Below are 26,639 nucleotides of genomic sequence, written 5' to 3' on the forward strand. Positions count from 1 at the left end.
ATTACGCCTTATCCGGTCTACAAAACATGTCGATCCGTAGGCCTGATAAGCGCAGCGCCATCAGGCACTCCGGTTATCGTTTCCCGCTGTGCAACCAGAACGGTTGCTGGTTGTTCGCCTCATTGCGGAAATGTTCAATTTCAATGTGTTGGCCGTTGGCAATAGCGTGATACAGCCCTTGCCAGTTCTCCAGCCAGGCCTGAACCACCGGCGTATCGTAATACCCCGCCAGCAGTAAAACGGTGTCGATATCGCGGCGTAAACGCGGCAACTGATCGTGATACTGGTCACCCAGCGGTTGTCCAAAAACGCTTTTCAGCTCAGCGGCGGTACGCGAAAGATGGATATCGGCGAAGCGCTTGAAAGAATCCGCCATTTTGGCCTGCGCCTTTGCATCCAGAAACGGCTGCCAGGCTTTGGTCACCAGCCACTCAGTCAGCGCCAGTTTCGCCATCGCCGTTTGGGTGGTATACACCGCCGTCACGGCAGAAACCGCAGAAGCGATGGTCGCTTCCGACTGGGTGAGCAGATCACGTAAGTGAGCGCTCGCTTTACGCGGAACGATGCCGCCAAACAGCATCAGGGTGTGACGCACCAGGCCCATCGCGGCCAGCACATGCGCCTTCGCGGCCTTATTGTCGCGAACCCAGAGTTCTTCGTGGTACTGCCATTGTGCCAGCGCCAGCTCCAGAGCGGCTTCCAGCCCGTGTTCCACGCTGGCTTTCGCGGGTGCTTTCAGCACCGCAGTCGGTTTGATCTCGCGTGGAGGATTCCCCTGCGCCAGATGATATCCACGCGCCGCTTTACTCAGGCTGCCCTGGCGCAGACCCGCCTGGTTCACCAGCTGATTCGCCAGCTTCAGAACCGCCCGGGTGTCGCCGCTCAGCAGTTCAAGCTCCAGCTCGCAAATCGGCTCCGCCAGTTCACCTGCTTTCACTTCGCCTAAATCGAGGGCGATTTCAATCTGGCTGCCATCCACGGTCAACAGCCATTTTTCACGTTCAAAATCGGTGCTGAACAGCGGCTGCACGCAGGAGAGGAGATCGGCAGGCAGCTCACCGTTGGGCCACACCTCCGGCGGAAATTGCGTTAAATCCAGCGTGGGCTCATTCAGGGGAACATTGTATTCCGGTCGCTGGTGTAAACCGCCGGTCACTCGTCCGGCAATTTTTAGGGTCATCTCATAGCGACCTTTCTCCCCACGAATACGCAGCCCCATATCGTGACCACGCAACCACTTATCCTCGGTCTCGTAGTAAATATTCAACAACGGGCTGGGTGCATGATGCTCGCCTCCGAGCGTATTCAGATGGTCACGCAGCGCGTTCACGGCGTCGTGATTAACGATAAATTTTAATTCAATTTCCTGAGCCATGGCCTTGTACTTACCGGTTATGTCACATAAGAGAGAATCACGACGAACTTACGGTGATCTTTTTTGTCAGTAGATAGTATTTTGCGCCAAATTGCCATGCAACGAGCAATTTGACGGGCGTAAAAGTTTTGAAGTAGCGGTAAACCGGACACAGATGATTCCGATTGATGTTGAATGCTTTGCGTAGAGACACTGATACCACTACTATCGTTCCACTTTCTATGACAATAACGACAGCCTGATGCCAAAATTACGCCTGATTGGATTTATGTTACTCGCACTTAGCGCTACTGCCGTGTCTCACGCCGAAGAAAAGCGCTATGTCTCTGATGAACTGAACACCTGGGTCCGCAGTGGTCCGGGGGATAATTATCGCCTCGTTGGCACGGTCAACGCGGGCGAAGAAGTCACACTGTTACAAACTGACGCCAACACGAACTACGCGCAGGTTAAAGACAGCACCGGGCGGACGGCCTGGATCCCGATGAAAGAGCTGAACAGCACGCCCAGCCTGCGCACCCGCGTGCCGGATCTGGAAAATCAGGTCAAAACGCTGACCGATAAGCTCAACAATATTGACACCACCTGGAATCAACGCACGGCTGACATGCAGCAGAAAGTGTCGCAGAGCGACAGCGTGATCAATGGGCTGAAAGAAGAGAATCAGAAGCTGAAGAACGAGCTGATTGTGGCGCAGAAGAAGGTCAGCGCCGCGAATTTGCAGCTTGATGATAAGCAACGCACCATCATCATGCAGTGGTTTATGTATGGCGGCGGCGTGCTGGGACTTGGCCTGCTGCTCGGTTTGATCCTGCCGCACATGATCCCAAGCCGAAAACGCAAAGACCGCTGGATGAACTAAATCGCCTTCTCCGCCACACTGTCATATGATTAAGGGATTGTATTTCCCTGGAGAGGTGGTGTGGCGTGAAGATTTATCTGGTCGGTGGTGCGGTTCGGGATACGCTGTTAGGGCTACCGGTTAAAGATAAAGATTGGGTGGTGGTTGGCGCCACGCCGCAACAAATGCTCGACGCGGGCTACCAGCAGGTTGGTCGCGATTTTCCTGTTTTTCTCCATCCGCAAACCCACGAAGAGTATGCCCTGGCGCGTACCGAGCGTAAGTCTGGCTCGGGCTATACCGGATTCACCTGTTATGCCGCGCCGGACGTCACGCTGGAAGACGATCTCCAGCGCCGTGACCTGACCATTAATGCCCTGGCGCAAGATGGTGACGGTGAGATCGTCGATCCCTATCACGGTCGGCGCGATCTGGAGCAACGCCTGCTGCGCCATGTTTCACCAGCCTTTAATGAAGATCCGCTTCGCGTCCTGCGGGTGGCGCGTTTTGCCGCCCGCTATGCGCATCTGAGCTTCCGCATTGCTGACGAAACCATGGCCCTGATGCGCGAAATGACGCACGCCGGTGAACTGGAACACCTGACGGCAGAGCGCGTGTGGAAAGAGACCGAGAACGCGTTAACCACGCGTAACCCGCAGGTCTATTTCCAGGTCTTACGCGACTGTGGCGCGCTACGCGTGTTGTTCCCGGAGGTTGATGCGCTGTTTGGCGTCCCTGCTCCGGCGAAGTGGCATCCGGAAATCGATACCGGGATTCATACCCTGATGACGTTGTCGATGGCGGCGCTGCTCAGTCCGGAAGTTGACGTGCGTTTTGCCACGCTGTGTCATGACCTCGGCAAAGGCCTGACTCCGCCGGAGCTCTGGCCGCGTCACCACGGGCACGGCCCGGCGGGCGTCAGACTGGTCGAACAGTTATGCCAGCGCCTGCGCGTCCCGAATGAAATCCGTGATTTAGCCAAACTGGTGGCGGAGTTCCACGATCTCATCCATACCTTCCCGATACTGCAACCTAAAACCATCGTGAAACTGTTTGATTCAATCGATGCCTGGCGCAAACCGCAACGCGTGGAGCAAATTGCGCTCACCAGCGAAGCTGACGTGCGCGGACGGACGGGATTTGAAGCCGCGGATTATCCGCAGGGGCGTTTGCTGCGGGAAGCATGGAAAGTGGCGCAATCGGTGCCCACCAAAGACGTTGTCGAGGCCGGATTTAAAGGTATTGAGATTCGCGAGGAGTTGACCCGACGCCGGATTGCGGCGCTTGCCCGCTGGAAAGAGACTCGCTTCCCGAAGGCGGTCAATTAAGGTGTGAATGCCGGATGGCGCTGCGCTCATCCGGCATGAGAGGTCGGTCAGAAAAACACCACGTAGACCGCCGCGGCGACGATAAAACGATAGATCGCGAACGGTATGAAGGAGATCCGCTTAATCAATTGCAGGAAGGTTTTGATGGCAACCAATGCAACTACGAAGGCGGTGACAAAACCGACGGCAAACATGGGGATATCAGCCGCCGTCAGAAACGACCAGCTTTTGTAGAGATCCAATGCGGTGGCCCCCATCATCATCGGTACGGCCAGCAGGAACGAAAATTCAGACGCGGCATAACGGCTCACACCCATCAGCATCCCGCCGGAAATGGTCGCCCCGGAACGGGAGAAACCCGGCCACAACGCCAGGCACTGGAAGCAGCCAATCATGAATGCCTGACGGTAAGTCATGTCGTCCAGACCCGGTGCGCGCGGTTCTTTCGGTTTCAGACACTCTGCAGCGATCAACAGTAAACCGCCCACCACCAGCGCATACATCACATTAACCGGGTTAAACAGCGATTTGATCGTATCGTGGAAGACCAGTCCCAACACCACCGCCGGGATCATCCCCAACAGAATGTGGATCAGCGTTAAACGGCCTTTACTTTCCCCTTCACGCTGCAACGGACGACCAAAGTGAATACCGATCAGGCCAAACAGACGCCGCCAGAACATCACCACTACCGCGAGAATGGACCCCAACTGGATCACCACTTCAAACGTCTTTGCCGTATCACCCTCAAATCCCAACAAGTGGCCCACAATGATCATGTGTCCGGTGCTGGAAACGGGCAAAAACTCCGTCAATCCTTCGACCACACCCAAAATTGCCGCAATCAGCAGCGAGTGCATATCGCTCATCAATAAACCCCTAAGTAGAAAAATTTACAGCGCAAAATGATCCAGCTTCATACCCTCAATAATTTGCGTGCAGCCAACGCACATGCAACCTGAAGTATGACGGGTATAGGACTCTTTTATATCCGTTTGGTTTAACAAATATGAAGATAATTATTTTTCTTTCAGATTATTGCTACGCTCAATGATTACGCCCACATTGGCCGCGCGCGCCACCGCGCCGGGCTTACTGAGTTTGATGCGCACCCACGGCGAATTAAAGCGCGTCAGCAGCAGTTCGGCCACCTCTTCGGCAACGCGCTCCACCAGCGCGAAACGCCCGCCTTCTACATGATTAACAATCGTCTCGGCGATATCCGCATAGCTCAGGCAATCGGCGACATCGTCACTTTTTGCTGATTTTCGGTTATCCCATGCCATTTCGATATCGAACACCAGCTTCTGTTCAATCGTCTGTTCCCAGTCGTAAACACCAATAGTGGTGATTACCGAAAGTTGCTCTATAAATACAATATCCATCACGACCTGCCTGCTTTTTGGCTAACCCGGATACCACTTCCGGCGAAATATGCGTATTATCCACAGAAGTAGCGTTTTACACGACATTTTCAAAACGGAACAGCTTATGAGTGCAATCGCGCCTGGAATGATCCTCTTCGCGTACCTCTGCGGCTCCATTTCCAGTGCCATTCTGGTCTGCCGCATTGCTGGCTTGCCCGATCCGCGTAGCAGCGGCTCCGGCAACCCTGGCGCGACCAATGTGTTACGAATCGGTGGCAAGGGAGCAGCCGCAGCGGTCCTGATTTTCGACGTCCTGAAAGGGATGTTGCCCGTCTGGGGCGCGTATGCGCTGGGCGTTAGCCCGTTCTGGTTGGGTCTTATCGCCATCGCCGCCTGTCTGGGGCATATCTGGCCAGTCTTCTTTGGCTTCAAAGGAGGAAAAGGCGTGGCAACAGCCTTTGGCGCTATCGCGCCTATCGGTTGGGATCTCACCGGCGTAATGGCGGGCACCTGGTTGCTCACCGTTCTGTTAAGCGGCTATTCATCGCTGGGAGCGATCGTCAGCGCGCTGATTGCCCCGTTCTATGTCTGGTGGTTCAAACCGCAGTTCACCTTCCCGGTCTCCATGCTGTCGTGCCTGATTTTGCTGCGCCATCATGACAACATCCAGCGCCTGTGGCGCCGCCAGGAAACGAAAATCTGGACCAAACTGCGCAAGAGACGCGAGAAAGATCCCGAGTGAAGTTGGCCGGAAATGGCGTTGTCCAGCCCGGCCTACAGCACCTGATAGCCCTCGTCCGGCTTGCCTAAGCGCTGCTGGCACCATGCTGCCAGAAACTCCACACAGACTCTGAGCTTCACGCTGCGGTACAGTGGTTCCTGATATACCGCCCAGATGTTGGCGCTCTGCGCATATTCCGGCAACACTCGCACCAGTTTGCCGCTTACCAGAAACGGCTGCACATCCCACTCTGAACGCAACATGATGCCTTTGCCTTCCAGCGCCCATTGCAGAACGACTTCACCGCTGTTGGAAGAGAGATGCCCGCTCACTTTGACCGATTTTTTCGTCGTGCCATTTCCGGTGATGCTGCCAACTTACTGATTTAGTGTATGATGGTGTTTTTGAGGTGCTCCAGTGGCTTCTGTTTCTATCAGCTGTCCCTCCTGTTCAGCTACTGACGGGGTGGTGCGTAACGGCAAAAGCACTGCCGGACATCAGCGCTATCTCTGCTCTCACTGCCGTAAAACATGGCAACTGCAGTTCACTTACACCGCTTCTCAACCCGGTACGCACCAGAAAATCATTGATATGGCCATGAATGGCGTTGGATGCCGGGCAACCGCCCGCATTATGGGCGTTGGCCTCAACACGATTTTACGTCACTTAAAAAACTCAGGCCGCAGTCGGTAACCTCGCGCATACAGCCGGGCAGTGATGTGATTGTCTGCGCTGAAATGGACGAACAGTGGGGCTACGTCGGTGCTAAATCACGTCAGCGCTGGCTGTTTTACGCGTATGACAGGATACGGAGGACGGTTGTGGCGCACGTATTCGGTGAACGCACTATGGCGACGCTGGGGCGTCTTATGAGCCTGCTGTCACCCTTTGACGTGGTGATATGGATGACGGATGGCTGGCCGCTGTATGAATCCCGCCTGAAGGGAAAGCTGCACGTAATCAGCAAGCGATATACGCAGCGAATTGAGCGGCATAACCTGAATCTGAGGCAGCACCTGGCACGGCTGGGACGGAAGTCGCTGTCGTTCTCAAAATCGGTGGAGCTGCATGACAAGGTCATCGGGCATTATCTGAACATAAAACACTATCAGTAAGTTGGAGTCATTACCCTGGAACGCTATGGCAATCGTCGTGGCGTTTCTGACTTTGAACTCGATAAGCAAATACACAGCCTTCGCCAGCTGGCAAACCGTCTCGGCGAATGGCTGGATAAGGAAGAGCAACAGCAACCTCATTATCTGGCAATGCTCTTTGATCCCGCCAGGTTGTTATCCCTGGCGGATAGTCTCCAGCATGATTAGTCAGATGACGACCCGGCTTTATTGAGATTTTCATAAAAATCCCGCAGAACATAAAACGCGGCTTTGCGTGTTTTCTTATCTGCGGTAATCAGGCCTTTACAGTTGAACCCTTGCTGCCAGGGGTTTTGTCGACGCTCTGTTCGATAGTCATACAGCAGCCATGGGGTAAAGCCACGAACGTAAGTGAGTTTTGGCAGATATTCGGTTTGTTTACGATAAACATCGGCCATATATTGCTCAGAGAAGGGACCGGTTTTAGGGGCGTCTTCGCTGAGAACGCCTTCCGCGCCGGTTTCGGTGATGACCACGGGTTTTGTGGGTGATGAGTTCTTTCCAAGCACAATTAAGTCATCAAAATTCTCTTCATACCATCCGTAGTATTCATTTAACCCGATGATATCGAGGTATTCTGTCAGCCTGTCTTCAATCTTCATTTTTGCGTGGTTGACGAGGCAGGCTGCCGAAATAAGACGACTGGGATCAGCATCACGTGCCGCATTCACTAACGATGTCATGAAGCTTAAACGTTCATCCGTATCCGCATTCTCATTGCCAACGGACCAGATAATGACGCTGGCACGGTTACGATCACGCAGAATAAGTTCCATCAGCTGGTTATGCGCATCCCGCTGTGTCGACAGATTCGTAAAATCGACTGCCCAATAGTTGGGAATTTCTTCCCACAGCATGATTCCTTCTTCATCCGCAATGCGTGCCGCCAGTTCATGATGAGGATAATGCGCCAGCCGCATATAGTTGCAGTTCAGTGCCTTCGCATCACGAAAGCGCTGGCGAATATCATCCTCACTGGTGACTTTCCCCATGAATAAATCATCTTCATGGCAGTTCACACCGCGCAGATAAATGGATTTTCCATTCAGCCGAATATCGGTACCCACCACCTCAATCTGGCGAAATCCGACATCATCTTCGACACTGTCGCGCCCAAGCATAGCCCTGACTTTATAGCGTTTAGGATTTTCGGGTGACCATAACTCTGGACTTACGGATAAAATAACTTCAGCCTGACCGTCAACGACAGGCAATATCTGATTAATCCCAAGTTCAGGGATCATAAGGGTAACGTCAGCCGCAGGCCCGTCAACCGCGACGCGCGCAGCAATCCTGTTATAGTTGCCATCCGGAACAAGATAGATAAACAGATCGTGAATATAGCTTCGCGGTGTTCGGATAAGCTCTATCTCACGATAAATACCCCCATAGTTAAACCAGTCATTATTTCGTAATGGAAGGCGGTCCGTTGTCCGGGTGTTATTCACACAGATCATTAATACGTTGTTTCCGGCTTTTAAGTTTGCGCTTAACTCAGCAGAGAAAGGCGTCGAACCACCATAGTGGTTACCGATAAACTCATGGTTAAGAAATATTTTGCAATCGTAATTCGCTGCACCTATCCGTAGAAATACACGCTCATCCGGATCCCGCTTCGCATACTCGATTTCACGGGTATACCATGCGCTGCCTTCATAATAAAACCATTTATCCTTCAACATTTGCCAGCAGCTGGGTACAGGAACCGTCTGACCAGAATAGGGATCATAATCGTAAGGATCCTTACGCGTTTCAGCATCCTGCTTTTGCATCAAGAACCATTTTTGCCTTAACCCCGTATCATGCAGATCAAGAGTGAAGTGCCAGTCACCCGCCAGGCTTTCCCGTTGACGCCCACCGCTAAAGATGAGTGTGCGATAGTTAAGATTTTGCACATTATAAGCGCGATCGTAGTGTTCGTTATGCAGACATTCGACCGCATTATCTGCCAGGTCAGATTTTTCTAACATCGCCATTCCTCGTGAAGAAAAGTTGGGGGGAGAATAGCGGATCTGAACGACCGCCAGATCAAAGAAGAAAACATTCGAAGGTGTGCAGATATTGAATAAATAGCAATTGTGATGTAGCTCAAAAAACATCAAATTTAATCGTGATTAACCTCACATTCCCTTTCGTGCTGAAGTGTTCCTCATCACATTAGCCAGCTAAAAAGGTGACTTTGCTTGCAAATAAAAACCGAATGAACGTTAAGATCTCAGTTTCCTTTTTGAGTATTGCCTGTCCCGGTCTAAAGATACTTACACTGTAGCGGCGAGAAAGATTCATATTCTGTAGAGCACAGACATGGAGAGGTAATAAGATGAGCCAGCTACAACACAGTATTAGCGAACAAGCAACAAAGCCTCAATTAAACAGAAGTCGATACCGATGGACAATTTGCGCATTGCTTTTTTTCTCGGTCACTATTAATAACCTTGATCGCTCTATCCTGGGGTTGTTAGCCCCCATGCTACAAAAAGATATCGGCTGGACAGAAATCGAATATGGCAATATTGTCACTGCCTTCCAGGCAGCCTATGCCGTGGGTTTATTAATCTGCGGCAGAATTGTCGATCTGTATGGCGCTCGCCTTATATTGCCCGTTGCTCTGGCAATATGGAGCCTGGCCGCCATGGCTCATGGTGCAGTGAGTACTGTTACAGGGTTTATTTATGCAAGGATTTTTCTGGGCGTTGGCGAAAGCGCTAACTTTCCGTCAGCGGTAAAGGTTGCTGCTGAATGGTTCCCCAGGAGAGAGCGCGCTTTTGCGACCGGTATTTTCAACTCCGGTTCAAACGTCGGGAATATTTTCGCCCCCATTATTATTCCATGGATTGCATTACAGTGGGGCTGGCGTGAAGCTTTTGTAGTGACCGGCGCAGTCGGTTTTATATGGATTGTTTTCTGGCTGTGCTTATACGGAAAACCAGAAAAAGCAAAAAAAGTGAATAAGGAGGAACTGGAGTGGATCCATCAGGATGAAATGTCTGAACCCACACCAGCAGCATGCAAAGTGAGCTGGATTGGGTTATTAAAGTATCGCCAGACCTGGGCATTTGCGATGTGCAAATTCCTGACCGACCCGATTTTCTGGTTCTTCCTGTTCTGGTTGCCTAAATGGTTACACGACAGTCGCGGTATTGATATGGCGCACATGGCGACACCATTGGTTCTGATCAATATACTGGCGACCATTGGCGGACTCGCCGGTGGATACTTGCCTGCATGGTTGATCAACCATGGAATAGCCGTCAACAACGCACGTAAATTAACACTACTGCTGTGCGCTATTTGTGTATTGCCAATCTTGCTGGTCTCTACCGCGTCTAATTTGTGGGTCGCCGTTATTTTAATTGGTATTGCGGTTGCCGCCCATCAGGGATGGTCAGTCAATCTCTATACCAGTGTTTCTGATATGTTCCCGAAAGAAGCCGTTGGCGCTGTTGTCGGTATTGGTTGCCTGATTGGCTCAATAGGTTCAATACTCTTTGCACAAGCTACCGGGCATATTTTGCAGGCGACAGGGAGTTATTGGTCAATATTCCTGATGGGTGGTTTTGCTTATCTGTTAGGTTTTGTCATTATGCATGTTTTAACACCGACAATGTCGGCAGCAAAATTTAAATAATTATCAACCTTCAGAACAACGATTAATCCTGAATACAGGTTATTTTATGAAATTAACAGACTGTCTTTTACAAGAACGTATTCTGCAGGCTAAAGAGAACAGTATTAACTGGCTCAATAGCATGAGCGTCGCCGGGATGACGCCTGGCGTATTGCGTGTCAGCGATTATCATCAGCCAGAAAAATGGCCGCAAATGTTATTATCAGGAACCTATGATGGAACTATGGCCCGCGCATTATTAGGGGATAATATAGAGGAAAAGGAATTACTGGCTGACTGGATTTTAAGTCACCAACAGGATGATGGTTATTTCCTTCTACCGGGTATGCAGTGGGATGAAACATGGAAACGCCCGGATATCGAAGAAACACGTCAGTATATGCGTTTCCATGCAACAAATTATTGTATGGGGGCATTGGAGGTTCTGGAACAGTTAGACAGGCTTGAACTGCCCTTTTTAGCGCCCTTTCTCGATCCCCTGGTTTTCCGGGCATGGTTAGGCCAGCGCGATATGCGCGATCCGTGGCTTGAAGGAAACAATATCGTTAACCTTGGCAGTTTCCTGCTTCTCGAAAAGCAGCGTCACCCGGAGGGGCCTGCAAGCCAGCGCTTGCAGGATATGATCGGTTGGCACAACCAGCAGAGCGAGCCCTACTCCGGATTCTGGGGGCCAGGACAGCAATTCAGTCAGGAAGCATTGCTGTTCGCACTTTGTGGTGCAACGCATAACCTGCATATTTTTTATGCGCTTGACGAGACAATTCCTCATTTCAACCAGTCGATGAGTCGTTGTCTGGAACAACCCGTGGCAATACGCAGTAGCTGTATTGATGTTGATATTATCGATATTCTGGCGCATGGGTATTCGCGCTGTCCCCATCGTCAGGATGAAATTGAATACTGGCTACGTAATATGTTGGTCAAACTTCTCGATATCCAGAATGCGGATGGCGGCTTCCCTGACACACTTGTTGGTGAACGGGGATACGATGGTTGGGTTAAAGGCTATAAAGAACCACAGGGGTTAAGTAATACCTTCGCGACCTGGTTCCGATGGATTGCTATCGCGATGATTGCCGACGTTTTATGGCCAGAGTGGCAGCCATGGCGTTTCAGAAAAACCATTGGAATTGGTTACTTTAAATATCAGGTTGGTAAGATCGTTTAATATGTCTGCTGAATATCTGGATATAGAAAAGTGTTAAATAACCCAGCATCCGTTCGTCTGTTGATGAGGATAGGGCAAAATACCCATGCGCAGGGCTGTTTCTCACTAATGTCGCCCCAGCAACGGAAAGTCGTTCTGGGCGGCGATTCAGGCCCAACCATCGCTTTCGGATATTGCTAAAGTTGCTGTTGGCGAGCATTTTCAAAATTTCGCGTTTAATACCGTAGGTCTCGCCTTTCCCAACTCTATTTTTGTAAAACGAAAAAGGAGTCAGACGATTTCTCATCTAACTCCTTGTTTTGTCTGGTGGCCCCTGCTGGACTTGAACCAGCGACCAAGCGATTATGAGTCATAAAATTGGCATGTTTTTAATTGTTCGGGATTGTCTCTGTTTGTATTTTTAATTGCCTATAATCAATTAGTTATGAAATTATTTTTGTTTCTGATTGGTTCTCTCATTTCCCCATTGTACTATCCTTACCTGACCCGTTACCTGACCCGAAATGGGCATCGGGTCAGGTAACGCTTATCCTTAGAAAGGTAAACTCATGGCCGCTAATCTTACCGAGACTGCTATACGTGGATTGAAGACAAAAAGCACGGCGTACTACGTATGGAGCAACAGCGCTCAACGTGGTACTGGCAGGCTTGGCGTTAAGGTTCAGCCTTCAGGCAGCAAAGTTTTTTATTTCCGTTACTACGTTGAGAAAGGGAAGAAAGAGAAGTTCATCCAGTTGGGCATCTGGCCTGAGATGAAACTGGTGACGGCCAACGAGCTTGCGAAAAAGTATGGTGCCTGGCTTGTTGAAGGGAAAGAACCCCAGCAAGAACTTGAGCAACAACGCCTGGCCGAGCAGCACATTATGCAGATCCATCGCTCTCAAGGATCGTTTGAGGAGCTGGTGCATGGCTACGTTAACAAGATGAAGCTCGACAATAAGCGGACCTGGGCTGATGTTCTGAAGCGCCTTGAAAAAGAGTGTTACACGGTTATCCCTCGCGAAACTAAAGCGAAAGATGTAACACCTCTTCAGGTCAAAACCATCCTCTCAGGCATTATCCAGCGTGATGCGGTAGTCCATGCAAACCGCATTCGTTCCTACCTGATGGCGGCATTTAACTACGGCCTGAAAGCCGATAACGATCCGATGAATACCAGCGTGGGTATTACGTTTGGTCTTGAAGTAAATCCGGTATCGGCCATACCGAAGCAGTCCTCGGCGGAGAAAGTGGGTGATACATGGTTAACGCTGGAAGAACTGCGTTTTGTCATGGAGCAGTTCGCACAGGCCACTAATGTTGGGCCGCTGATGCAGCATCTTATCCGCTTCTGTGTCTATGCTGGTGGACAGCGCCCGTTTGAAATGATTGCCAGCCAGTGGAGTGCTATTGATTGGCAACAGAAGACGTTGCTGGTCATAGCCGATGTATCGAAAAACAAGCGTGAGCACCTGATCCCGCTGACTGAATCGGCACTACAGGAATTAGCCTCAGTTAAAGAGCTGACTAAGGAAAGTAACAGTCCCTATATTTTTCCGTTATCAACGAACGGTGAGCGCCCAGTGCGCACGGATAGTCTGGCGCGTTCCATCATGTATTTTCGGGCCTTTAATCCTGAGTTTAAAGTTTTCACGGCGCGAGATTTACGCCGTACCTGTAAAACGCTGATGGGGGAGGCGGGGATCAGCAAAGAGATCCGTGACCGTATTCAAAATCACGCTTTGAACGACGTTAGCTCGAAACACTATGATCGTTATGATTACCTGCCTGAAAAGCGTAGGGCGCTTGAGATCTGGGAAGACCGGGTTAATAACTATCAGCGGCAGCATGAAAACAACGTTGTGAACCTGTTTGGGCGGAGGTAAGGGCTTGTCAAAATATGAGCTTAATTCAGCAGAAGAGCGATATCAGCCAGGCTCAAACGACCTAGTGCTTGCCAATAAGCTGGGGATCATTGATGAGCAGGAAATGGAGGCGCTGGAGTCTGGCTTGCTGCTGATGTTGTATGAGCAGCTATTTATTGAGGGCCAGCCGCCTGAGGCGCTGGCTTTTGAGCACGTCAGCAGGTGGCATCGCCAGTGGCTAGGGAATGTGTACGATTGGGCAGGGAGGCTACGTAACGCTAACCTGACTAAGGACGGCTTTCAGTTTGCGGCTGCCGACAGGATTCCGCTGCTGCTTGATGGTTTCGAGAAGCAGTTTCTTTCTCGGTCTGGTGAACTGAAATCCCTGGCTCGTCCGGAGCTGGTTCGTTATCTGGCTGAATGTCATGTGGAATTTATTTTGATCCACCCATTCAGAGAAGGTAACGGGCGTCTGTCGAGATTGCTTTGCGATGTGTTGTCGGTACTGGCGGGGAAGGGCTTATTGGACTACAGCCTGTGGGATGAGCACAAGGTGTTTTACTTCAAGGCAATACAGGCAGGTGTCTCAGGGAACTACAGCCCTATGATGCAGCTGATGAGCGATATCTTGCCAGACTAGCGGGCGAGGCCAACGGCTTTCGCCTGTGCCTGATTTTGTTTCAGTTGCTGCTCAATTTTTGGGATAGAAACACCCGTTTCGATTGCAGTTGAACTGGCAACGGCACGGAGGATTTTTGCTTTAGTTACTTGAGATGATGTATGTTTTCTCATGAAAAATTTCCTGATGGCTGCTGCTAGTATTGTAGGTGTTTGACGATAGTTTGGTCCAGTTAAATTCACATTGCTTATCGTAATTTTTTTTGGTTGCAAGATGTTTGTTGATTTTAAAAGGATAAAAAATGTTTGATAAGTCTGATTTGACACGAGAAAATTTTGAGGAACTACTGAGGATAAATAATGCTTTAAAAAGCGAAAACAGTAATCTTTTAGATGACATAAAAAAGTATCATAAAGATATGGAAAACTTCCTTGTTGATAGAGGAAATTTCATCAAAGATATTGAAATGCTTAGAAGTGAAAATAATGAGTTGAAAAAAGGGTTGTCAAATAATGGCGCGACATCAAAAGTTAAAAGCTCTGTCCCAAGAGCAGGAAAGGCAACAGTAAATGCAATTTATCTTCTCATTAAAGCTCACTATGGAATGGATAAGTTTGTTGCAAAGGATTTAATTAAAAAATTCGATTCCATAGCAAGGTCACATGATATTGTTTACTCCTTCCAATTAAAGACTGTTGAGTCTTGGTGTACAGAATTCAAAAAAATGGATGCTAAACAGTAATCTCTTTAAATCTGAGAGTTACTTATCAGTACGCTTGTAATTCTCAGGTAATACAAGGTTCTTGAATTTATTGAAAGTCGTTTCAGCAATCATCCTTCAGCTCTTCTCCAGCATGAATCTTTCACATATTATTTCTGTGATATATGGTTTGCTGTGTGCAATTTATCTCAGTCATATCATAGCACCCCTTAATAAGGGAAAATGCATGCATGGCATAACCTGTTGATAGTAAAGTTTTTTATTTTGTTTTAAGTTCTCTTTTCCTTAATGAGAATCGTGAATGTTGCGCACGTATCTTGGCTCGACCATTATAATTTCACGCTATCAACAAGGAAACTCAAATGATGCCTTTCAAGTTAACAAATGAACAACGTATAAAAGTATTAAGAGATTATGGTGAGACTTGCGATCGATTAGTACGAGAAAAAGAACGGCAATATATTACTTCAATTTCCCGCTCTACCGCGTGGAAACTGGAACAGGTTGGTAAGTTTCCGCTACGTAAGCCTATTGGCCTGAAATCCTGCGGATGGCTATTAAGTGATCTGCTCTATTGGATCAATGAACGTTAGTTTCAAGGGAGATCATTTTCTGAGTGACCCGCGTTAACCCTGCTACTTCCGCTATTAATAGCGGAATAGCAAATTGTGCGGGAATTTTTAACGTGAATTGTATTAGAGGTGTTATATGTTTAACGGTCGTCCTTTCCCTGTGCATGTGTTCCCGCAGATCATCAGAAATGCTGTATATGAAGCGGAGCAGCAGACCCAGGCTCCCCAAGCTTTGATTGCTGCATCGGTATTGGGAGTAATTTCGCTTGCCTGCCAGAACCGGATTGATGTGTGCAGATTGAATAATCTGCGCAGCCCTGTATCGCTTTTTTTACTGACACTGGCTGATTCTGGTGAGCGCAAAAGCACTGTGGACAAACTACTGATGAAGCCAATGTATCAACTGGAAGAAGAATGGTCTAAAAAATATACCCAGGACCTAATTGTCTGGAGGAATGAAGAAACGGTTTTTAATATTGAAAAGAAAGCACTGATGTCAAAATTGAAATCCGATATTCGCCGTAATAAAGATCACTCCACAACGAATGAACGGCTGAAAGTGTTACTGGCTGCGTCTCCAAAAGCACCGGTCCGGTTAAGGCAGATATACAACGATGCCACACCTGCGGCGATAAAAGACTCTCTCTGTGGACGCTGGCGGTCCATAGGACTTATGTCTGATGAAGCTGGCACTATTTTTGACGGCTATGCGCTGAATGAACTGCCGTTCATCAATAAAATGTGGGATGGCGCAATGTTTCCCGTGGAAAGAAAAAGCGAGCCAGATAAATTAATCAAAGATGCCAGAATGACGCTGGGGTTGATGATTCAGCCTGATGTGTTTAAAAAAGGGTATCTGGAACGAAAAGGCGATGCCGCGAAAGGGATCGGATTCTTCGCCCGATGTTTGATATGTCAACCGGGTTCAACACAGGGCAACAGGCAAATTACCAGTCCGGTTGTCTCAAATGAGCATCTGCCGGTATTTCATCAACGACTGATAGACATTGTTAATGAGAGCATTGCGAGAAATGAGGAAAATGAGCGTCAGTGTCTGCGTTTCTCTCCCGAAGCAGAAAAACACTGGCTCGAATTTTATAACAAAGTCGAGTCAGAAATGGGGTTGCTTGGCTTCCTGTCTGATTTTAAGGATTATGCATCTAAAATGGCGGAGAATATGGCGAGGCTTGCTGCCTTACTACATTACTTCAGTGGTGATGAGGGCGATATATCTATTGCCGCTGTAAAAGCAGCAGTGGATATAATGGCCTGGTATATTGAAGAATACATCCGTTTGTTCTCCAAAAAAGAAAAGTTTTCTTTAGATGTTGCGGAAACAGATGAGCTTTACTGCTGGATAAAAAACTATTGCATTCGTTATTGTAAACCTTTTATTACGAAAAACACCATACTCCAATATGGTCCTAATAAATTCAGGAATCGTAGTAAAGCAAATGAATTACTCAGTACATTATTCTCTCAAAATAAAATCCTTGTAGGAAAAAAGGGGAAAACCACATTAATAGCTATCGCTGGCTTGAACTCCTCAACTTCATTCTGATTAATTGTTTTTAATTCAAGAGCAAAAATGAATAATTAGCCCAGTTCAGTTAATGGTTTGTTGTCATGATAGGTAATATATATTAAATCCATCACTTACTCCAATATCATCAAACAGGATGCTATATGACATACGATAGTGAATTCGGATCACACATATCCCTATATCGGGATAGAATCAAACAGGTTATTGAAGACTCCCTCAATGAACATCCTAACTCAATGATTCTTCGTGTTGATCTGCATGACCCAATTGATACAGAAGAAATAGATAACCCATTCTTTCAACCTAGGGTTGACTCTGCTGCTATATCTCGCTTTACCAGTGCGTTAAAAGCAAAGCTTGAACACGATAAGCATATTAAAACTCAACGGAAAGACTGGCCTGATACCCGACATTCAACCTTACGTTACGCATGGGTCCGAGAATATACCAAAAATGGAAAGCGGCATTACCATTTGATACTGTGCTTCAATCAGGATGCTTATTATCATGTAGGTGATTACGATTTAAACCGTAATACGATAAGAACAATGATAACAACAGCTTGGTACAGTGCGCTTGGCATCCCGATAGATAGCTCGGGGAAGTTAGTTAATTACCCGCCAAATGGCAAATACCTTCTCAATCGTAAAAGGGACAACTTTGAGCAGACTTATAGCGATTTGATGAATAGAGTGGATTACATGACCAAAGTAAGAACTAAAATAGTCGGTGATGGGGACCGTAATTTCGGCTGCAGTCGCGGGTAATTTATTTTTTACAACGATGGCCTTTCTTATGGATGGAAAGGCCAAACCCATCAGTTAAAGATGGTTGTTTTACTATAATCCAACGACCTCATCCCCGATATTAGTCAAAATCATTAATTCTTTAATCTCTCGTTGTGCCAACTGTAATTCAAACTGCTCTTGAATTAACATCCACTTCGACCAACTTCCACCGACTACATGCGATAACCGGAGTGCCATAGCTTTCGTCAGTGAAACTGAACCGTTCAACAATTCAACTATCTCTTGCTCGCGACATCCCATGTAAACCGAAAATTTATTCAGTCCTATATTTGATACCGCTAGTATTTCGGCCAGTTTAATGCCGGGATGATCAGGAAGTAAGGTCATGCCGTATTCATCCTGATAAATTCCATAAATAGAACAGCCAGTTTCTCTCAGTTCTCGTAAATTCTTCCCTGCAAACTTCAGCTCGTGTGAAAGCCCGAGAAACTCACCAGTAAATTCATATTCTGCTTCAGGCCTATGGTGGCATTTGATCAATGCAAATGCCGCCCCTACTTTTTCAACTGTTACAGTAACCGACATTGAACCACCTCCGTCAAGATAATCGATGAACGTTTTAGACTGTCCAGCTGTTCGACACCACTTCTGCCTGCTTCAAAATCAGTTCCACGGCGCCCGGCGTTTTGTCCGGCGGATACTTATACTTACGCAGCGTCTGGCGCACCAGAATACGCAATCGGGCACGCACGCTTTCACGCACCTGCCAGTCCACGGTGGTGGACTGCCGCAATTTCAATGTCACTTCGATGGCCAGCTTTCTCAGCGTATCATCGCCCAGTTCACGCACTGCACTTTCATTTTCAGCCAGCGCATCATAGAAGGCGATTTCATCCGGGGTCAGCCCTAACGCATCATCACGCGCTATCGCCTCCTGGAACGCTTTCGCCATCTGGATCAGCTCTTCAATCACCTGCGCGGTCTCAATGGCGCGGTTATTGTATTTGAGCAGTACGGCTTTCAGGCGGTCAGAATATTTCTTCTGCTGCACTACGTTATTACCGGAACGTGCATGAATCCCGTCATTGAGCAGTTTTTCCAGCAGTTCCACTGCCAGATTACGCTGCGGCATTTCCCGCACTTCTTCCAAAAACTCATCGGACAGCAAACCTATGTTCGGTTTATCCAGCCCGGCGAGTGCGAAGACATCCTCAACCCCGGTCGCGACAACCGCGTTATCGAGGATCTTGCTCAGCAGCGAGTTTTTTTCGGACTGGCTAAATTTGGCCTTCGGATCGAGTTTGATAAGCCCCACCCTGACCGCCGAAAGAAACGCGAATTCCTCCTGTAAGGGTTCGGCCTCATCCAGCGTGTTACATAGTGACCAGGCTTTGCTCATCGCCAGCGAGACATCGAGGTAACGTTTTTTACCGTCATCCAGTCCCAGAATGTAGTTCACGGCATCACGCAAGAAGGCCAGCGGATCGCGGGAGAAGCCCGTGTAATCAAATCCCGGCTTACCCGCCGAACGGGCAAACATCCCATGAATGACATCCATTTTTTCCAGCAGAATCGCAAAGGCTTCCCTGGCATCGACCGTTGTCTGTCCTTTGCCTTTTGAATCGGTATAGGTTTTCAGCGCCTGCTTCAGCTCGTTGGCAATGCCGATATAATCCACCACCAGCCCGCCGGGTTTATCCCGGAACACACGGTTAACGCGGGCAATCGCCTGCATCAAATTATGGCCGCGCATCGGTTTGTCGATATACATGGTGTGACAGCATGGGGCATCAAACCCGGTCAGCCACATATCCCGCACAATCACCAGTTTCAGCGGATCGTTCAGATCTTTAAAGCGGGCTTCCAGGCGTTTTTTGGTCTGTTTGTTGTAAATATGCGATTGCAGGTGATCTTTATCTGACGCCGATCCGGTCATGATGACTTTGATCGCCCCTTGTTCAACGTCTTCACTGTGCCATTCATGGCGTATCGCCACGATGGCATCGTACAGTTTCACGCAGATCTCGCGGCTCATGGCGACAACCATCGCCTTGCCGTTCATGGCAGTGTTACGTGTTTCAAAATGCTGAACCAGATCGGCGGCGACCTGCTGAATACGTGGCTCTGAACCGACCAGCTTTTCCAGACGGCTCCAGTCACCTTTGGTTTTTTCTTGCTGGCCCGTTTCTTCGTCTTCTACCAGTTCATCGACCTGATCAGAGAGCGTTTCCAGCTCTTCATGGTTCAGGTCGAGTTTTGCCAGCCGGGATTCGTAGTAGATCGGCACCGTTGCGCCGTCATCGACCGCATCCTGAATGTCGTAGATAGAGACATAATCACCGAACACGGCACGGGTATCTTTATCTTCCGAGGCAATCGGCGTGCCGGTAAAGCCCATAAACGACGCATTCGGCAGCGCGTCGCGCATATGTTTTGCGTAGCCGTATTTATAGACACCCGTTTGTCTGTCCAGCGTGGCGCTCAGGCCATACTGGCTACGGTGCGCTTCATCCGAAATCACCACGATGTTGCTGCGCTGATTGAGTGCCGGATGGCTCTGCTCACCGTCCAGCGGCGCAAACTTCTGCACGGTGGTAAAGATGATGCCGCCGGATTCACGGGCATTAAGCAACTCGCGCAATTCATCTCGATCGTTGGCCTGTAGTGGCGTCTGCTTCAGCAAATCCTGTGCCTGGCAGAAGGTGGCGTATAACTGGCCGTCGAGATCGTTGCGATCCGTCACCACCACAATGGTCGGGTTGTTCATCTCCGCCTGTTGCAGCAGTTTCCCGGCATAGCAGCACATAGAGATACTTTTGCCGGAACCCTGGGTATGCCAGACGACCCCCGCTTTTTTACTACCGGGCTGAATATTACTGTGCAACGGCAGGTGTTTACCGGTCGAGGCCACAATCGTCGCCGTCACCGCTTCACGCACTGCATGGAACTGGTGATAGGCGGCAATCTTCTTAATCAGCCGTTTGCCGTCATTCTCAAACAGGGCAAAATAGCGGATATAATCGAGCAATAATTCACGGTTAAAAAAGCCCTGCACGACGGTTTTAAGCTGCCAGTCAAACTGCGGTTTGTCATTTTCGTTCGCCACCGTTTTCCACGGCAGGAAGCGCTCTTCATCCGCCGTGAGAGAGCCAATGCGCGCATTCTGCCCATCGCTCACCACCAGCGCTTCGTTACAGATAAACAGATCGCTCAATTCGTTTTTATAGGTCTGTAACTGGTTAAACGCCGCCCAGATATCGGCGTTAGCATCAATGGGGCTTTTCAGCTCAATCACCGCCACCGGCAGACCGTTGATATAGCCAATGATATCCGGACGACGAACCTGCTTTATTCCCTGAATGGCGACCTGGTTCACCACCATAAAGCGGTTGTTGTCTGGATGGTTGAAATCCATTAACAGCGCGTTATCGTGAATTACCTTGTCTTCATGCTTATATTCAACGGGTACGCCATTGAGCAGCAGGTGATGAAAGACTTTATTGCTGACGACCAGATCCGGGCTGTGCGCATGGGCGATACGCAGTATCACCTCCTCCAGCACGGAAACAGGGAGATGGGGATTGATGGTTTGCAGCTGCTCCAGCATTACCGGGCGCAGAAACACATCATGAAATGAGGCACGCAGCGGGTTATCGCCATCCGGTGCGATATCCGGCCCGTGCAGCACGTCCCAGCCCTGTTCAGCAAACCATTGCAGGCATTGCTGTTCTAAATCGTCTTCGCTTAGCATCAGGCTTCCTCGCTGATTATTTGTTCTGCTTCCGGCAGGGTAATTTCACCCGAGAGAAGTTTGGGGAGAAGGGTGTCGCGGAGTTCGGTTAGGCTATTATTTTCCCGCATAGTATTTTCAATCAACGAGTAGATTGCACTTACTTGCTTGGTATAATTTTTAACAAGCTCAAGTGGCGGCTTCACAAGAGGAATTGTGATTGAAATTTTTCTTACTAATTTCAGCAAAGGTGGTACCACTTGCGCGAGATATAATTTCTGGCATGTTTGCAGAACACCACTGTAACACGAATTCAGGGCTTAACTCTTTATTACACTTCATGGCAATATATCCCTGATTAATCGCCACAGGGACTTTTGCAATTGCCAGGTATCCCACAGGTGCACGTGATGACATCAACACGGTATTAACAGGTAGTAAACCAGAGGAAATTTTGCCCAATCCTGCTTTTGTTATTTTTCTTTCTGTATGCAGTAAAATTTTGTCTTTAACGTTGGATAAATCTTTAGGTGTAGTCCAGTGAATATCTCCATTATCCCAAAAATCAGGTGTTTTAGTTGATGGCGTTGCCCCACCAGCAATATCGATTTGCGCTCCAATTTCAGATAGAGTCCACCCTTCCGGAATTTCCCCCAACTCACTGTCCTGCATCGCCAACGGAAACAGCTCTGCTGTGGCTTTTAATTCGGCATACTGCTCAGGATGTTCACGCTCAAAAACCGCTAGCGCATCCGCATTTTTCCCGGAAATGGCGGTCATTGCGGCAAGCGTTGCGTCTTCCTGCGAACCGCCCGCTTCCAGCACTGCCATTTTGGCCTTTACGGGTTCAAAATTAACAAACCAACTTTTGAACAAGGCTTGTGCCATTTGTTCGAGGGTTTGGTTGATTTCTTTATTCTTCTCAATTTTTTCACTAAGAGAGAAATAAAACAAACCAATGGCCCTCTGAATTTTAAGATTTCTAGGTATTGAAAGATAGAGGTTTTTGAAATCACCTTTTTTAAAATGAGGGATTAAAGTACCAACATGCATGTTATTTATTTTATTAATCACTTGCTCAGAACGAAGCAATGAAAATAAAAACATAGGATCAACTAATCTTTGATCTGCACGTATTGCGACCATATCTTGGGCAATGCAAAAGGAAACAGGTTCTTTCACCCATGCAACACGGCCAGGAGAACCTTTACATACAAAAATTATGTCTCCAGCATTTGGGTGACCTCGAAACCAATTTTTATATGTGTCATCTGATACAAATCTAACTTTCTCGAAAACAGGATATAATGAGTCATCCTTGATGCAATTTGTCGCTATTAATGGGAAACCTTTATCTTCTACAGGACAAGTTTTCCCTCTATTGTCAACAATATTGGACAATAAATCTGCAAAACTATATTCATCAAAATCCATAACCCAGCCCTCCCAGATTCGCCTTAATCTGTGCTTCCAGCTTCGCACTCTCTTCGAGCTGATCTTTTAGCTGCGCCGTCAGTCGTGCCATCTTCTCGGCAAACGGTTCATCATCTTCATCTTGCTCGGCCGCACCGACATAGCGCCCAGGGGTTAATACAAAGCCGTTTTTCTGAATATCTTCCAGCGTTGCCGAGAAGCAGAATCCGGCTTCGTCTTCGTAGTCTTTATCCGATTGCCATGCATGGAAGGTCTCGGCAATTTTGGCGATATCTTCACGGCTAAAATCACGCAACACGCGATCTTTCATATAACCAATCTGGCGCGCGTCTATAAACAGTACTTCACCTTTACGGTGTGCTTTGCCGTTGCCACCAGATTTATCTTTGGTCAGAAACCAGATGCAGGCCGGGATTTGGGTGTTGGTAAACAGTTGCCCTGGCAGCGCCACCATACATTCCACCAGATCCGCTTCAATCAGGTTGCGGCGGATTTCGCCTTCATTGTTGGTGTTGGAACTCATTGAGCCGTTCGCCAGCAGCAGAGCCATCGAACCTTTTGGCGCGAGGTGGTGGATCATGTGCTGCATCCACGCAAAGTTGGCGTTGCCCTGCGGCGGCGTACCATATTTCCAGCGCACGTCGTTTTCCAGCTTCGCGTTCCACCACTCCTTCATGTTGAACGGCGGGTTTGCCATCACGAAGTCGGCACGCAGATCCGGGTGCTGGTCGTCCAGCAGGGTATCGGCGTTTTTGCTGCCGAAGTTAAAGTCGATACCCCGGATCGCCATATTCATCGCCGCCAGCTTCCAGGTGGTCGGGTTGGACTCTTGGCCGTAAACGGAGATATTGCGCTTCTGCTCGGCGGCGTTGTACTGCTTCTCGCCCGCGTGCTCTTCGATAAAACGGTCGCTGGAAACAAAGAACCCGCCGGAACCCATCGCCGGGTCATACACGCGCCCGTTATACGGTTGCAGCATTTCAACAATCAGGGTGACGATACTTTTTGGCGTGTAATACTGGCCGCCCTGCTTACCTTCCGCCAGCGCGAACTGACCGAGGAAATATTCGTATACGTGGCCGAGAATATCTTTGCTCTTTAAGCTCAGTTTCTCACCGTTATATTCCGGGTTGCTGAAGTTGGCATCAGAGAAGGTGTTAATCAGCCCGGTCAGTACCTCGTTGCCCAACTGGTACTGGCTAATGCGGTTCAGAATGCCTTTCAGTTTCGGGTTGGTTTTTTCGATTTCATCCAGCGCGTTGTCCACCAGCCAGGAGACGGAGCGCAGCTTCACATCCTGTCCGGTGGTTTCATCCACCCACAGCACCGTACCGGTCGGCAGAATCGCTTTCGTTTTCAGCGTATCCCAGCGTGCGGCTTTCGGCACCCAGAAGATGTTCTTTTCGGTGTAGTAATCTTCCACCTCCAGTTCATCCACAATCGCCTGTGCGTACTCTTCATCAGAGTCGTAACCGTCGCGCGACATGGCATAGATGTTGTCCGGGTTGCCGACATCGCGGAACAAGGTGATTAGCTCCTGCTGACGCGCCTCGAAGGCATCGGACACATACTTGAGGAAGATAAGCCCCAGCACCACGTGCTTGTAGTTGGCGGCATCCATGTTGGCGCGTAGCTTGTCGGCGGCTTTCCAGAATTTGTTATCCAGCTCGTTCAGGAACTGTTGTTCGGCGTTGTTCATGAAAATCCTCAGGGGCGATCGCAGCGATAGTGCTAACATGCCTATCTTAAATTTGGTTTTGGAATGCTAATCGCAAAATGATACCCGGAATGACTAGGTTCATAAACGAGATAGCGCAAAGAAGTGGAAGATGGGCTATGGCTAAGTTGACATTAAGTTCCGGGCCTCAAGCAGACGTCTCAACGTTGTCTCGCGAATATGCCAAATTATTCCGCAGCAGATGCTCAGCCCTACGGATTGACAGTCTATATTACTCTCCAAACAGTCTTCATTTACCTTCGGTTTTACGATACATGTCTGGTCGGTTGATCTGCCAGACAAAGTCTGGTCGGTTCAACGGGAGATACCCCATTTTCTGGTATAGCCAAGGGGCGCTGTCAGTGACCAGCATTATCCGTCGCAGGCGTGACATCAATGGATGGGCGTGACAGCATTCAATCAACCAACGACCGAGGCCACTTTTCTGATAGTCGTTCAGCACGTAGACGTCGCACAAATAACCAAAAGTGGCAAAGTCTGTCACCAGACGGGCGAAACCGATCTGTCTTGTGCCATCCAGTAGGCCAAAACAAAGGCTGTTCTGGATAGATACACTGACCGTTTCTATATCAATACCAGGAGCCCAGGACGATTGCGAAAGGTAATCATGAATGGCTTCCAGCTCAAAAAAGGCGGGATCGGTTGTGACCGTAAACAGGTCTTTAGTAAAACTGAGATGCGGGTTATCCACTGATTAACTCCTTGTAAACGAATATGTGACGAGACAGGACCGAACGGTATGTTGGGTAACTCTCAGGATGATTTCTCATGTACCGTCATGATGAACACCAATGGGCTCGCTCCTCGGTTTTCATAGCAATGCGCAACGTCTGTTCTCGCGGTTGCCGAACAGTTGGTGTTCACTTGATACAGGTGATCTTGTACACCCAGTGTGAGTGTGCCTTCCTGGACGTAAAACAATTCAAGCGTTCCATCTGTGTGGCCGGGGGAAGCAAACTTTTCCCCCGGTTGCATTTCCCACATCCACATCTCGGTCATATCAGGGCCACCTGATCCTGCAAGCAGTCTGGCTCGTCCGCCTTTTTCGCCTTGCCATAATTCGGGGATTTCCTCTTCAGCGATGAGATGCACCGTTGGTTTCGAACTGACATCCACAAAGTCTGCCACCGAAACCCCCATCGCGACGGCCAGGCGGCACAACAGAGCAATACTGGGATTTGCCCGGCACCCCTCAATTTCAACCAGTGCACCCTTGCTGACGCCCGCCCGGCGGGAGAGTTCATCAAGGGAGATTTTTTTTTGTTTGCGATACAGCTTAATCCGCTGAGATACAGCTTCATTTACTGTGCTGGCAATCGAACCAGCATCGGTCATTAAATTGACTTTTTTAGTCATTGGTCATTATCATGATTTAAATTGGTCATTACAGGATTATTCCGTGTTAACAGTATCTCCGTCAATTGCCCCTGAAATTTATCGTATTGCACCCGGTTTCCGGGCACTCAGTATCTATGTAAACGCTGCGCCGGTGCTGAACCCTGATATTGGTGAAACAGCGCTGAGAGAAGCTTGTGAAGCGGTTCTTGTCGGTGAGCCTGAGTGGGCAGAATCGCATTTAGCTGCATGGGCTGAGATTTTTCAGACGTTTGGCGCTAAGCCTAAACGCACCCCTTGTTCAGCTGATGCGTTACGTAAGCGTGTATTACGTGACGGCGCGATGCCAGCACTTGACCCCATCGTTGATCTCTATAATGCCGTTAGCCTTCGCTACGCCGTGCCGGTGGGGGGCGAGAACATTGCTGCCTATCAGGGGCTACCACGCCTCGTTGTGGCAACAGGCACTGAGCCGTTTGATACGGTAAAAGAGGGTGAAATCGCCGTTGAATATCCTTCGCAAGGTGAAGTTATCTGGCGTGATGATGCCGGTGTGACCTGCCGTCGCTGGAACTGGCGACAAGGAGTCAGAACCCGCTTAGATGTGGAAGCACAGCACATGTGGTTTATTCTGGAGAGTCTGCCGCAAATGCCACTGGAAAAACTTCACGAAGCCGGGAAGATGCTGACCGATGGCCTCGAAGCAATGATGCCAGGTCTGCGGGTTGACGTAACTCTCATTGAAGAGCAACAACCGTAATACCATTGA

Annotated in this window: 25 protein-coding genes and 1 pseudogene; 13 read left to right on the forward strand and 13 right to left on the reverse strand. The window is 48.9% G+C overall.

Translation table 11 applies throughout. The features are described 5' to 3' along the window. Positions 1-73: 73 nt before the first annotated feature. Positions 74-1,375, reverse strand: a complete 1,302-nt coding sequence (locus C2U53_RS05770) for an inorganic triphosphatase (protein WP_104445721.1) — start codon at positions 1,373-1,375, stop codon at positions 74-76. Between the two features lie 241 nt (positions 1,376-1,616). Here C2U53_RS05770 and C2U53_RS05775 point away from each other — a divergent pair, with 241 nt between their 5' ends. Together C2U53_RS05775 and C2U53_RS05780 are read left to right on the forward strand one after the other, a co-directional pair. After that, positions 1,617-2,237 (forward strand): TIGR04211 family SH3 domain-containing protein, encoded by a 621-nt coding sequence (locus C2U53_RS05775; protein ID WP_042998183.1) that lies wholly within the window; start codon positions 1,617-1,619, stop codon positions 2,235-2,237. Between the two features lie 65 nt (positions 2,238-2,302). Continuing rightward, complete coding sequence (locus C2U53_RS05780; RefSeq protein WP_044265588.1) at positions 2,303-3,544, forward strand: multifunctional CCA addition/repair protein; 1,242 nt, start codon at positions 2,303-2,305, stop codon at positions 3,542-3,544. Between the two features lie 47 nt (positions 3,545-3,591). Here the strand turns inward: C2U53_RS05780 and bacA are convergent, their stop codons facing one another. Beyond that, a complete protein-coding gene (gene bacA, locus C2U53_RS05785) occupies positions 3,592-4,413 on the reverse strand; it encodes an undecaprenyl-diphosphate phosphatase (protein ID WP_042998185.1) in 822 nt (273 codons plus the stop codon). Between the two features lie 150 nt (positions 4,414-4,563). Beyond that, the gene (folB, locus tag C2U53_RS05790; protein WP_042998186.1) at positions 4,564-4,929 is read right to left on the reverse strand and encodes a bifunctional dihydroneopterin aldolase/7,8-dihydroneopterin epimerase; all 366 of its coding nucleotides are present in this window, start codon (positions 4,927-4,929) and stop codon (positions 4,564-4,566) included. Between the two features lie 106 nt (positions 4,930-5,035). Here folB and plsY point away from each other — a divergent pair, with 106 nt between their 5' ends. Next, positions 5,036-5,653 carry a glycerol-3-phosphate 1-O-acyltransferase PlsY gene (gene plsY / locus C2U53_RS05795; RefSeq protein WP_042998187.1) on the forward strand — a complete coding sequence of 206 codons (618 nt, stop codon included), beginning with the start codon at positions 5,036-5,038 and terminating at the stop codon, positions 5,651-5,653. Between the two features lie 32 nt (positions 5,654-5,685). Here the strand turns inward: plsY and C2U53_RS05800 are convergent. Further along, positions 5,686-5,994 (reverse strand): annotated as a pseudogene (locus tag C2U53_RS05800) (LysR substrate-binding domain-containing protein); the annotation flags it as partial. Between the two features lie 55 nt (positions 5,995-6,049). On the opposite strand from C2U53_RS05800, the gene C2U53_RS05810 reads away from it, so the two are divergent. Then, positions 6,050-6,747, forward strand: a protein-coding gene (locus C2U53_RS05810) for an IS1-like element IS1A family transposase (RefSeq protein ID WP_223195251.1) whose coding sequence is annotated in 2 segments (ribosomal slippage) — positions 6,050-6,299 and positions 6,299-6,747 — 699 coding nt in all. Because the reading frame shifts where the segments join, the coding sequence is not laid out codon by codon here. Positions 6,748-6,950: 203 nt separating this feature from the next. On the opposite strand, the gene C2U53_RS05815 is transcribed toward C2U53_RS05810, so the two are convergent. Continuing rightward, the gene (locus C2U53_RS05815) at positions 6,951-8,756 is read right to left on the reverse strand and encodes a glycoside hydrolase family 2 protein (protein WP_099433660.1); all 1,806 of its coding nucleotides are present in this window, start codon (positions 8,754-8,756) and stop codon (positions 6,951-6,953) included. Positions 8,757-9,106: 350 nt separating this feature from the next. On the opposite strand from C2U53_RS05815, the gene C2U53_RS05820 reads away from it, so the two are divergent. Together C2U53_RS05820 and C2U53_RS05825 are read left to right on the forward strand one after the other, a co-directional pair. Beyond that, positions 9,107-10,414 carry an MFS transporter gene (locus C2U53_RS05820; RefSeq protein WP_104445723.1) on the forward strand — a complete coding sequence of 436 codons (1,308 nt, stop codon included), beginning with the start codon at positions 9,107-9,109 and terminating at the stop codon, positions 10,412-10,414. A gap of 46 nt (positions 10,415-10,460) precedes the next feature. Next, the gene (locus tag C2U53_RS05825; protein WP_054177285.1) at positions 10,461-11,582 is read left to right on the forward strand and encodes a hypothetical protein; all 1,122 of its coding nucleotides are present in this window, start codon (positions 10,461-10,463) and stop codon (positions 11,580-11,582) included. Here the strand turns inward: C2U53_RS05825 and C2U53_RS29860 are convergent. Further along, complete coding sequence (locus C2U53_RS29860; RefSeq protein ID WP_125339409.1) at positions 11,554-11,868, reverse strand: hypothetical protein; 315 nt, start codon at positions 11,866-11,868, stop codon at positions 11,554-11,556. The two genes, C2U53_RS05825 and C2U53_RS29860, sit on opposite strands and share 29 nt — an antisense overlap. Positions 11,869-12,130: 262 nt before the next feature. Between C2U53_RS29860 and C2U53_RS05830 the strand changes: the two genes are divergently transcribed. Beyond that, a complete protein-coding gene (locus C2U53_RS05830; protein ID WP_045269869.1) occupies positions 12,131-13,447 on the forward strand; it encodes a site-specific integrase in 1,317 nt (438 codons plus the stop codon). A gap of 4 nt (positions 13,448-13,451) precedes the next feature. Beyond that, positions 13,452-14,066, forward strand: a complete 615-nt coding sequence (locus tag C2U53_RS05835) for a Fic family protein (protein WP_000049639.1) — start codon at positions 13,452-13,454, stop codon at positions 14,064-14,066. Here C2U53_RS05835 and C2U53_RS05840 read toward each other — a convergent pair. Continuing rightward, on the reverse strand, positions 14,063-14,218 hold the full coding sequence (locus tag C2U53_RS05840) for a hypothetical protein (protein ID WP_001225594.1): 156 nt from the start codon (positions 14,216-14,218) through the stop codon (positions 14,063-14,065). The genes C2U53_RS05835 and C2U53_RS05840 overlap by 4 nt on opposite strands. 128 nt (positions 14,219-14,346) lie before the next feature. On the opposite strand from C2U53_RS05840, the gene C2U53_RS05845 reads away from it, so the two are divergent. The 4 genes from C2U53_RS05845 to C2U53_RS05860 all read left to right on the forward strand — a co-directional run bounded on the left by C2U53_RS05845 (position 14,347) and on the right by C2U53_RS05860 (position 17,651). Next, the gene (locus tag C2U53_RS05845) at positions 14,347-14,787 is read left to right on the forward strand and encodes a hypothetical protein (RefSeq protein ID WP_000459847.1); all 441 of its coding nucleotides are present in this window, start codon (positions 14,347-14,349) and stop codon (positions 14,785-14,787) included. A 341-nt stretch (positions 14,788-15,128) separates the two neighbouring features. Continuing rightward, positions 15,129-15,359: an AlpA family transcriptional regulator gene (locus C2U53_RS05850; RefSeq protein ID WP_000982619.1), complete on the forward strand. Its 231-nt coding sequence runs from the start codon at positions 15,129-15,131 to the stop codon at positions 15,357-15,359. A 115-nt stretch (positions 15,360-15,474) separates the two neighbouring features. Continuing rightward, complete coding sequence (locus C2U53_RS05855) at positions 15,475-16,899, forward strand: YfjI family protein (protein ID WP_000481743.1); 1,425 nt, start codon at positions 15,475-15,477, stop codon at positions 16,897-16,899. Between the two features lie 125 nt (positions 16,900-17,024). Continuing rightward, a complete protein-coding gene (locus tag C2U53_RS05860) occupies positions 17,025-17,651 on the forward strand; it encodes an inovirus Gp2 family protein (protein WP_023294607.1) in 627 nt (208 codons plus the stop codon). A 72-nt stretch (positions 17,652-17,723) separates the two neighbouring features. Here C2U53_RS05860 and C2U53_RS05865 read toward each other — a convergent pair whose 3' ends face one another. The 6 genes from C2U53_RS05865 to C2U53_RS05895 form a co-directional block, all read right to left on the reverse strand. Continuing rightward, positions 17,724-18,218 (reverse strand): hypothetical protein, encoded by a 495-nt coding sequence (locus C2U53_RS05865; RefSeq protein WP_006809979.1) that lies wholly within the window; start codon positions 18,216-18,218, stop codon positions 17,724-17,726. A gap of 34 nt (positions 18,219-18,252) precedes the next feature. After that, on the reverse strand, positions 18,253-21,384 hold the full coding sequence (locus C2U53_RS05870; RefSeq protein WP_045269868.1) for a type I restriction endonuclease subunit R: 3,132 nt from the start codon (positions 21,382-21,384) through the stop codon (positions 18,253-18,255). Between the two features lie 168 nt (positions 21,385-21,552). Next, positions 21,553-22,797 (reverse strand): restriction endonuclease subunit S, encoded by a 1,245-nt coding sequence (locus C2U53_RS05880; RefSeq protein WP_104445725.1) that lies wholly within the window; start codon positions 22,795-22,797, stop codon positions 21,553-21,555. Next, entirely contained in the window at positions 22,787-24,496 is a 1,710-nt protein-coding gene (locus C2U53_RS05885) for a class I SAM-dependent DNA methyltransferase (protein WP_045269866.1), read from the reverse strand. Before C2U53_RS05885 ends, C2U53_RS05880 begins: the two co-directional genes overlap by 11 nt. 268 nt (positions 24,497-24,764) lie before the next feature. Continuing rightward, positions 24,765-25,226, reverse strand: coding sequence for a GNAT family N-acetyltransferase (locus C2U53_RS05890; protein ID WP_019077728.1), 462 nt, complete (start codon positions 25,224-25,226; stop codon positions 24,765-24,767). 62 nt (positions 25,227-25,288) lie between these two features. Then, entirely contained in the window at positions 25,289-25,891 is a 603-nt protein-coding gene (locus C2U53_RS05895) for a helix-turn-helix domain-containing protein (RefSeq protein ID WP_001581470.1), read from the reverse strand. Between the two features lie 43 nt (positions 25,892-25,934). Here C2U53_RS05895 and C2U53_RS05900 point away from each other — a divergent pair, with 43 nt between their 5' ends. Then, positions 25,935-26,630 (forward strand): B3/4 domain-containing protein, encoded by a 696-nt coding sequence (locus C2U53_RS05900; protein WP_001581469.1) that lies wholly within the window; start codon positions 25,935-25,937, stop codon positions 26,628-26,630. Positions 26,631-26,639: the final 9 nt, after the last annotated feature.

Source organism: Citrobacter sp. CFNIH10, assembly GCF_002934585.1.
Classification (GTDB): domain Bacteria; phylum Pseudomonadota; class Gammaproteobacteria; order Enterobacterales; family Enterobacteriaceae; genus Citrobacter_A; species Citrobacter_A amalonaticus.

Excerpts from the sequence above, each read along its gene's own strand:
- C2U53_RS05770 (WP_104445721.1), bottom strand. The coding sequence starts at position 1,375 with ATGGCTCAGGAAATTGAATTAAAATTTATCGTTAATCACGACGCCGTG.
- C2U53_RS05775 (WP_042998183.1), top strand. The coding sequence starts at position 1,617 with ATGCCAAAATTACGCCTGATTGGATTTATGTTACTCGCACTTAGCGCT.
- bacA (WP_042998185.1), bottom strand. The coding sequence starts at position 4,413 with ATGAGCGATATGCACTCGCTGCTGATTGCGGCAATTTTGGGTGTGGTC.
- folB (WP_042998186.1), bottom strand. The coding sequence starts at position 4,929 with ATGGATATTGTATTTATAGAGCAACTTTCGGTAATCACCACTATTGGT.
- plsY (WP_042998187.1), top strand. The coding sequence starts at position 5,036 with ATGAGTGCAATCGCGCCTGGAATGATCCTCTTCGCGTACCTCTGCGGC.
- C2U53_RS05815 (WP_099433660.1), bottom strand. The coding sequence starts at position 8,756 with ATGTTAGAAAAATCTGACCTGGCAGATAATGCGGTCGAATGTCTGCAT.
- C2U53_RS05820 (WP_104445723.1), top strand. The coding sequence starts at position 9,107 with ATGAGCCAGCTACAACACAGTATTAGCGAACAAGCAACAAAGCCTCAA.
- C2U53_RS05825 (WP_054177285.1), top strand. The coding sequence starts at position 10,461 with ATGAAATTAACAGACTGTCTTTTACAAGAACGTATTCTGCAGGCTAAA.
- C2U53_RS29860 (WP_125339409.1), bottom strand. The coding sequence starts at position 11,868 with ATGAGAAATCGTCTGACTCCTTTTTCGTTTTACAAAAATAGAGTTGGG.
- C2U53_RS05830 (WP_045269869.1), top strand. The coding sequence starts at position 12,131 with ATGGCCGCTAATCTTACCGAGACTGCTATACGTGGATTGAAGACAAAA.
- C2U53_RS05840 (WP_001225594.1), bottom strand. The coding sequence starts at position 14,218 with ATGAGAAAACATACATCATCTCAAGTAACTAAAGCAAAAATCCTCCGT.
- C2U53_RS05845 (WP_000459847.1), top strand. The coding sequence starts at position 14,347 with ATGTTTGATAAGTCTGATTTGACACGAGAAAATTTTGAGGAACTACTG.
- C2U53_RS05850 (WP_000982619.1), top strand. The coding sequence starts at position 15,129 with ATGATGCCTTTCAAGTTAACAAATGAACAACGTATAAAAGTATTAAGA.
- C2U53_RS05855 (WP_000481743.1), top strand. The coding sequence starts at position 15,475 with ATGTTTAACGGTCGTCCTTTCCCTGTGCATGTGTTCCCGCAGATCATC.
- C2U53_RS05860 (WP_023294607.1), top strand. The coding sequence starts at position 17,025 with ATGACATACGATAGTGAATTCGGATCACACATATCCCTATATCGGGAT.
- C2U53_RS05865 (WP_006809979.1), bottom strand. The coding sequence starts at position 18,218 with ATGTCGGTTACTGTAACAGTTGAAAAAGTAGGGGCGGCATTTGCATTG.
- C2U53_RS05870 (WP_045269868.1), bottom strand. The coding sequence starts at position 21,384 with ATGCTAAGCGAAGACGATTTAGAACAGCAATGCCTGCAATGGTTTGCT.
- C2U53_RS05880 (WP_104445725.1), bottom strand. The coding sequence starts at position 22,797 with ATGGATTTTGATGAATATAGTTTTGCAGATTTATTGTCCAATATTGTT.
- C2U53_RS05885 (WP_045269866.1), bottom strand. The coding sequence starts at position 24,496 with ATGAACAACGCCGAACAACAGTTCCTGAACGAGCTGGATAACAAATTC.
- C2U53_RS05895 (WP_001581470.1), bottom strand. The coding sequence starts at position 25,891 with ATGACTAAAAAAGTCAATTTAATGACCGATGCTGGTTCGATTGCCAGC.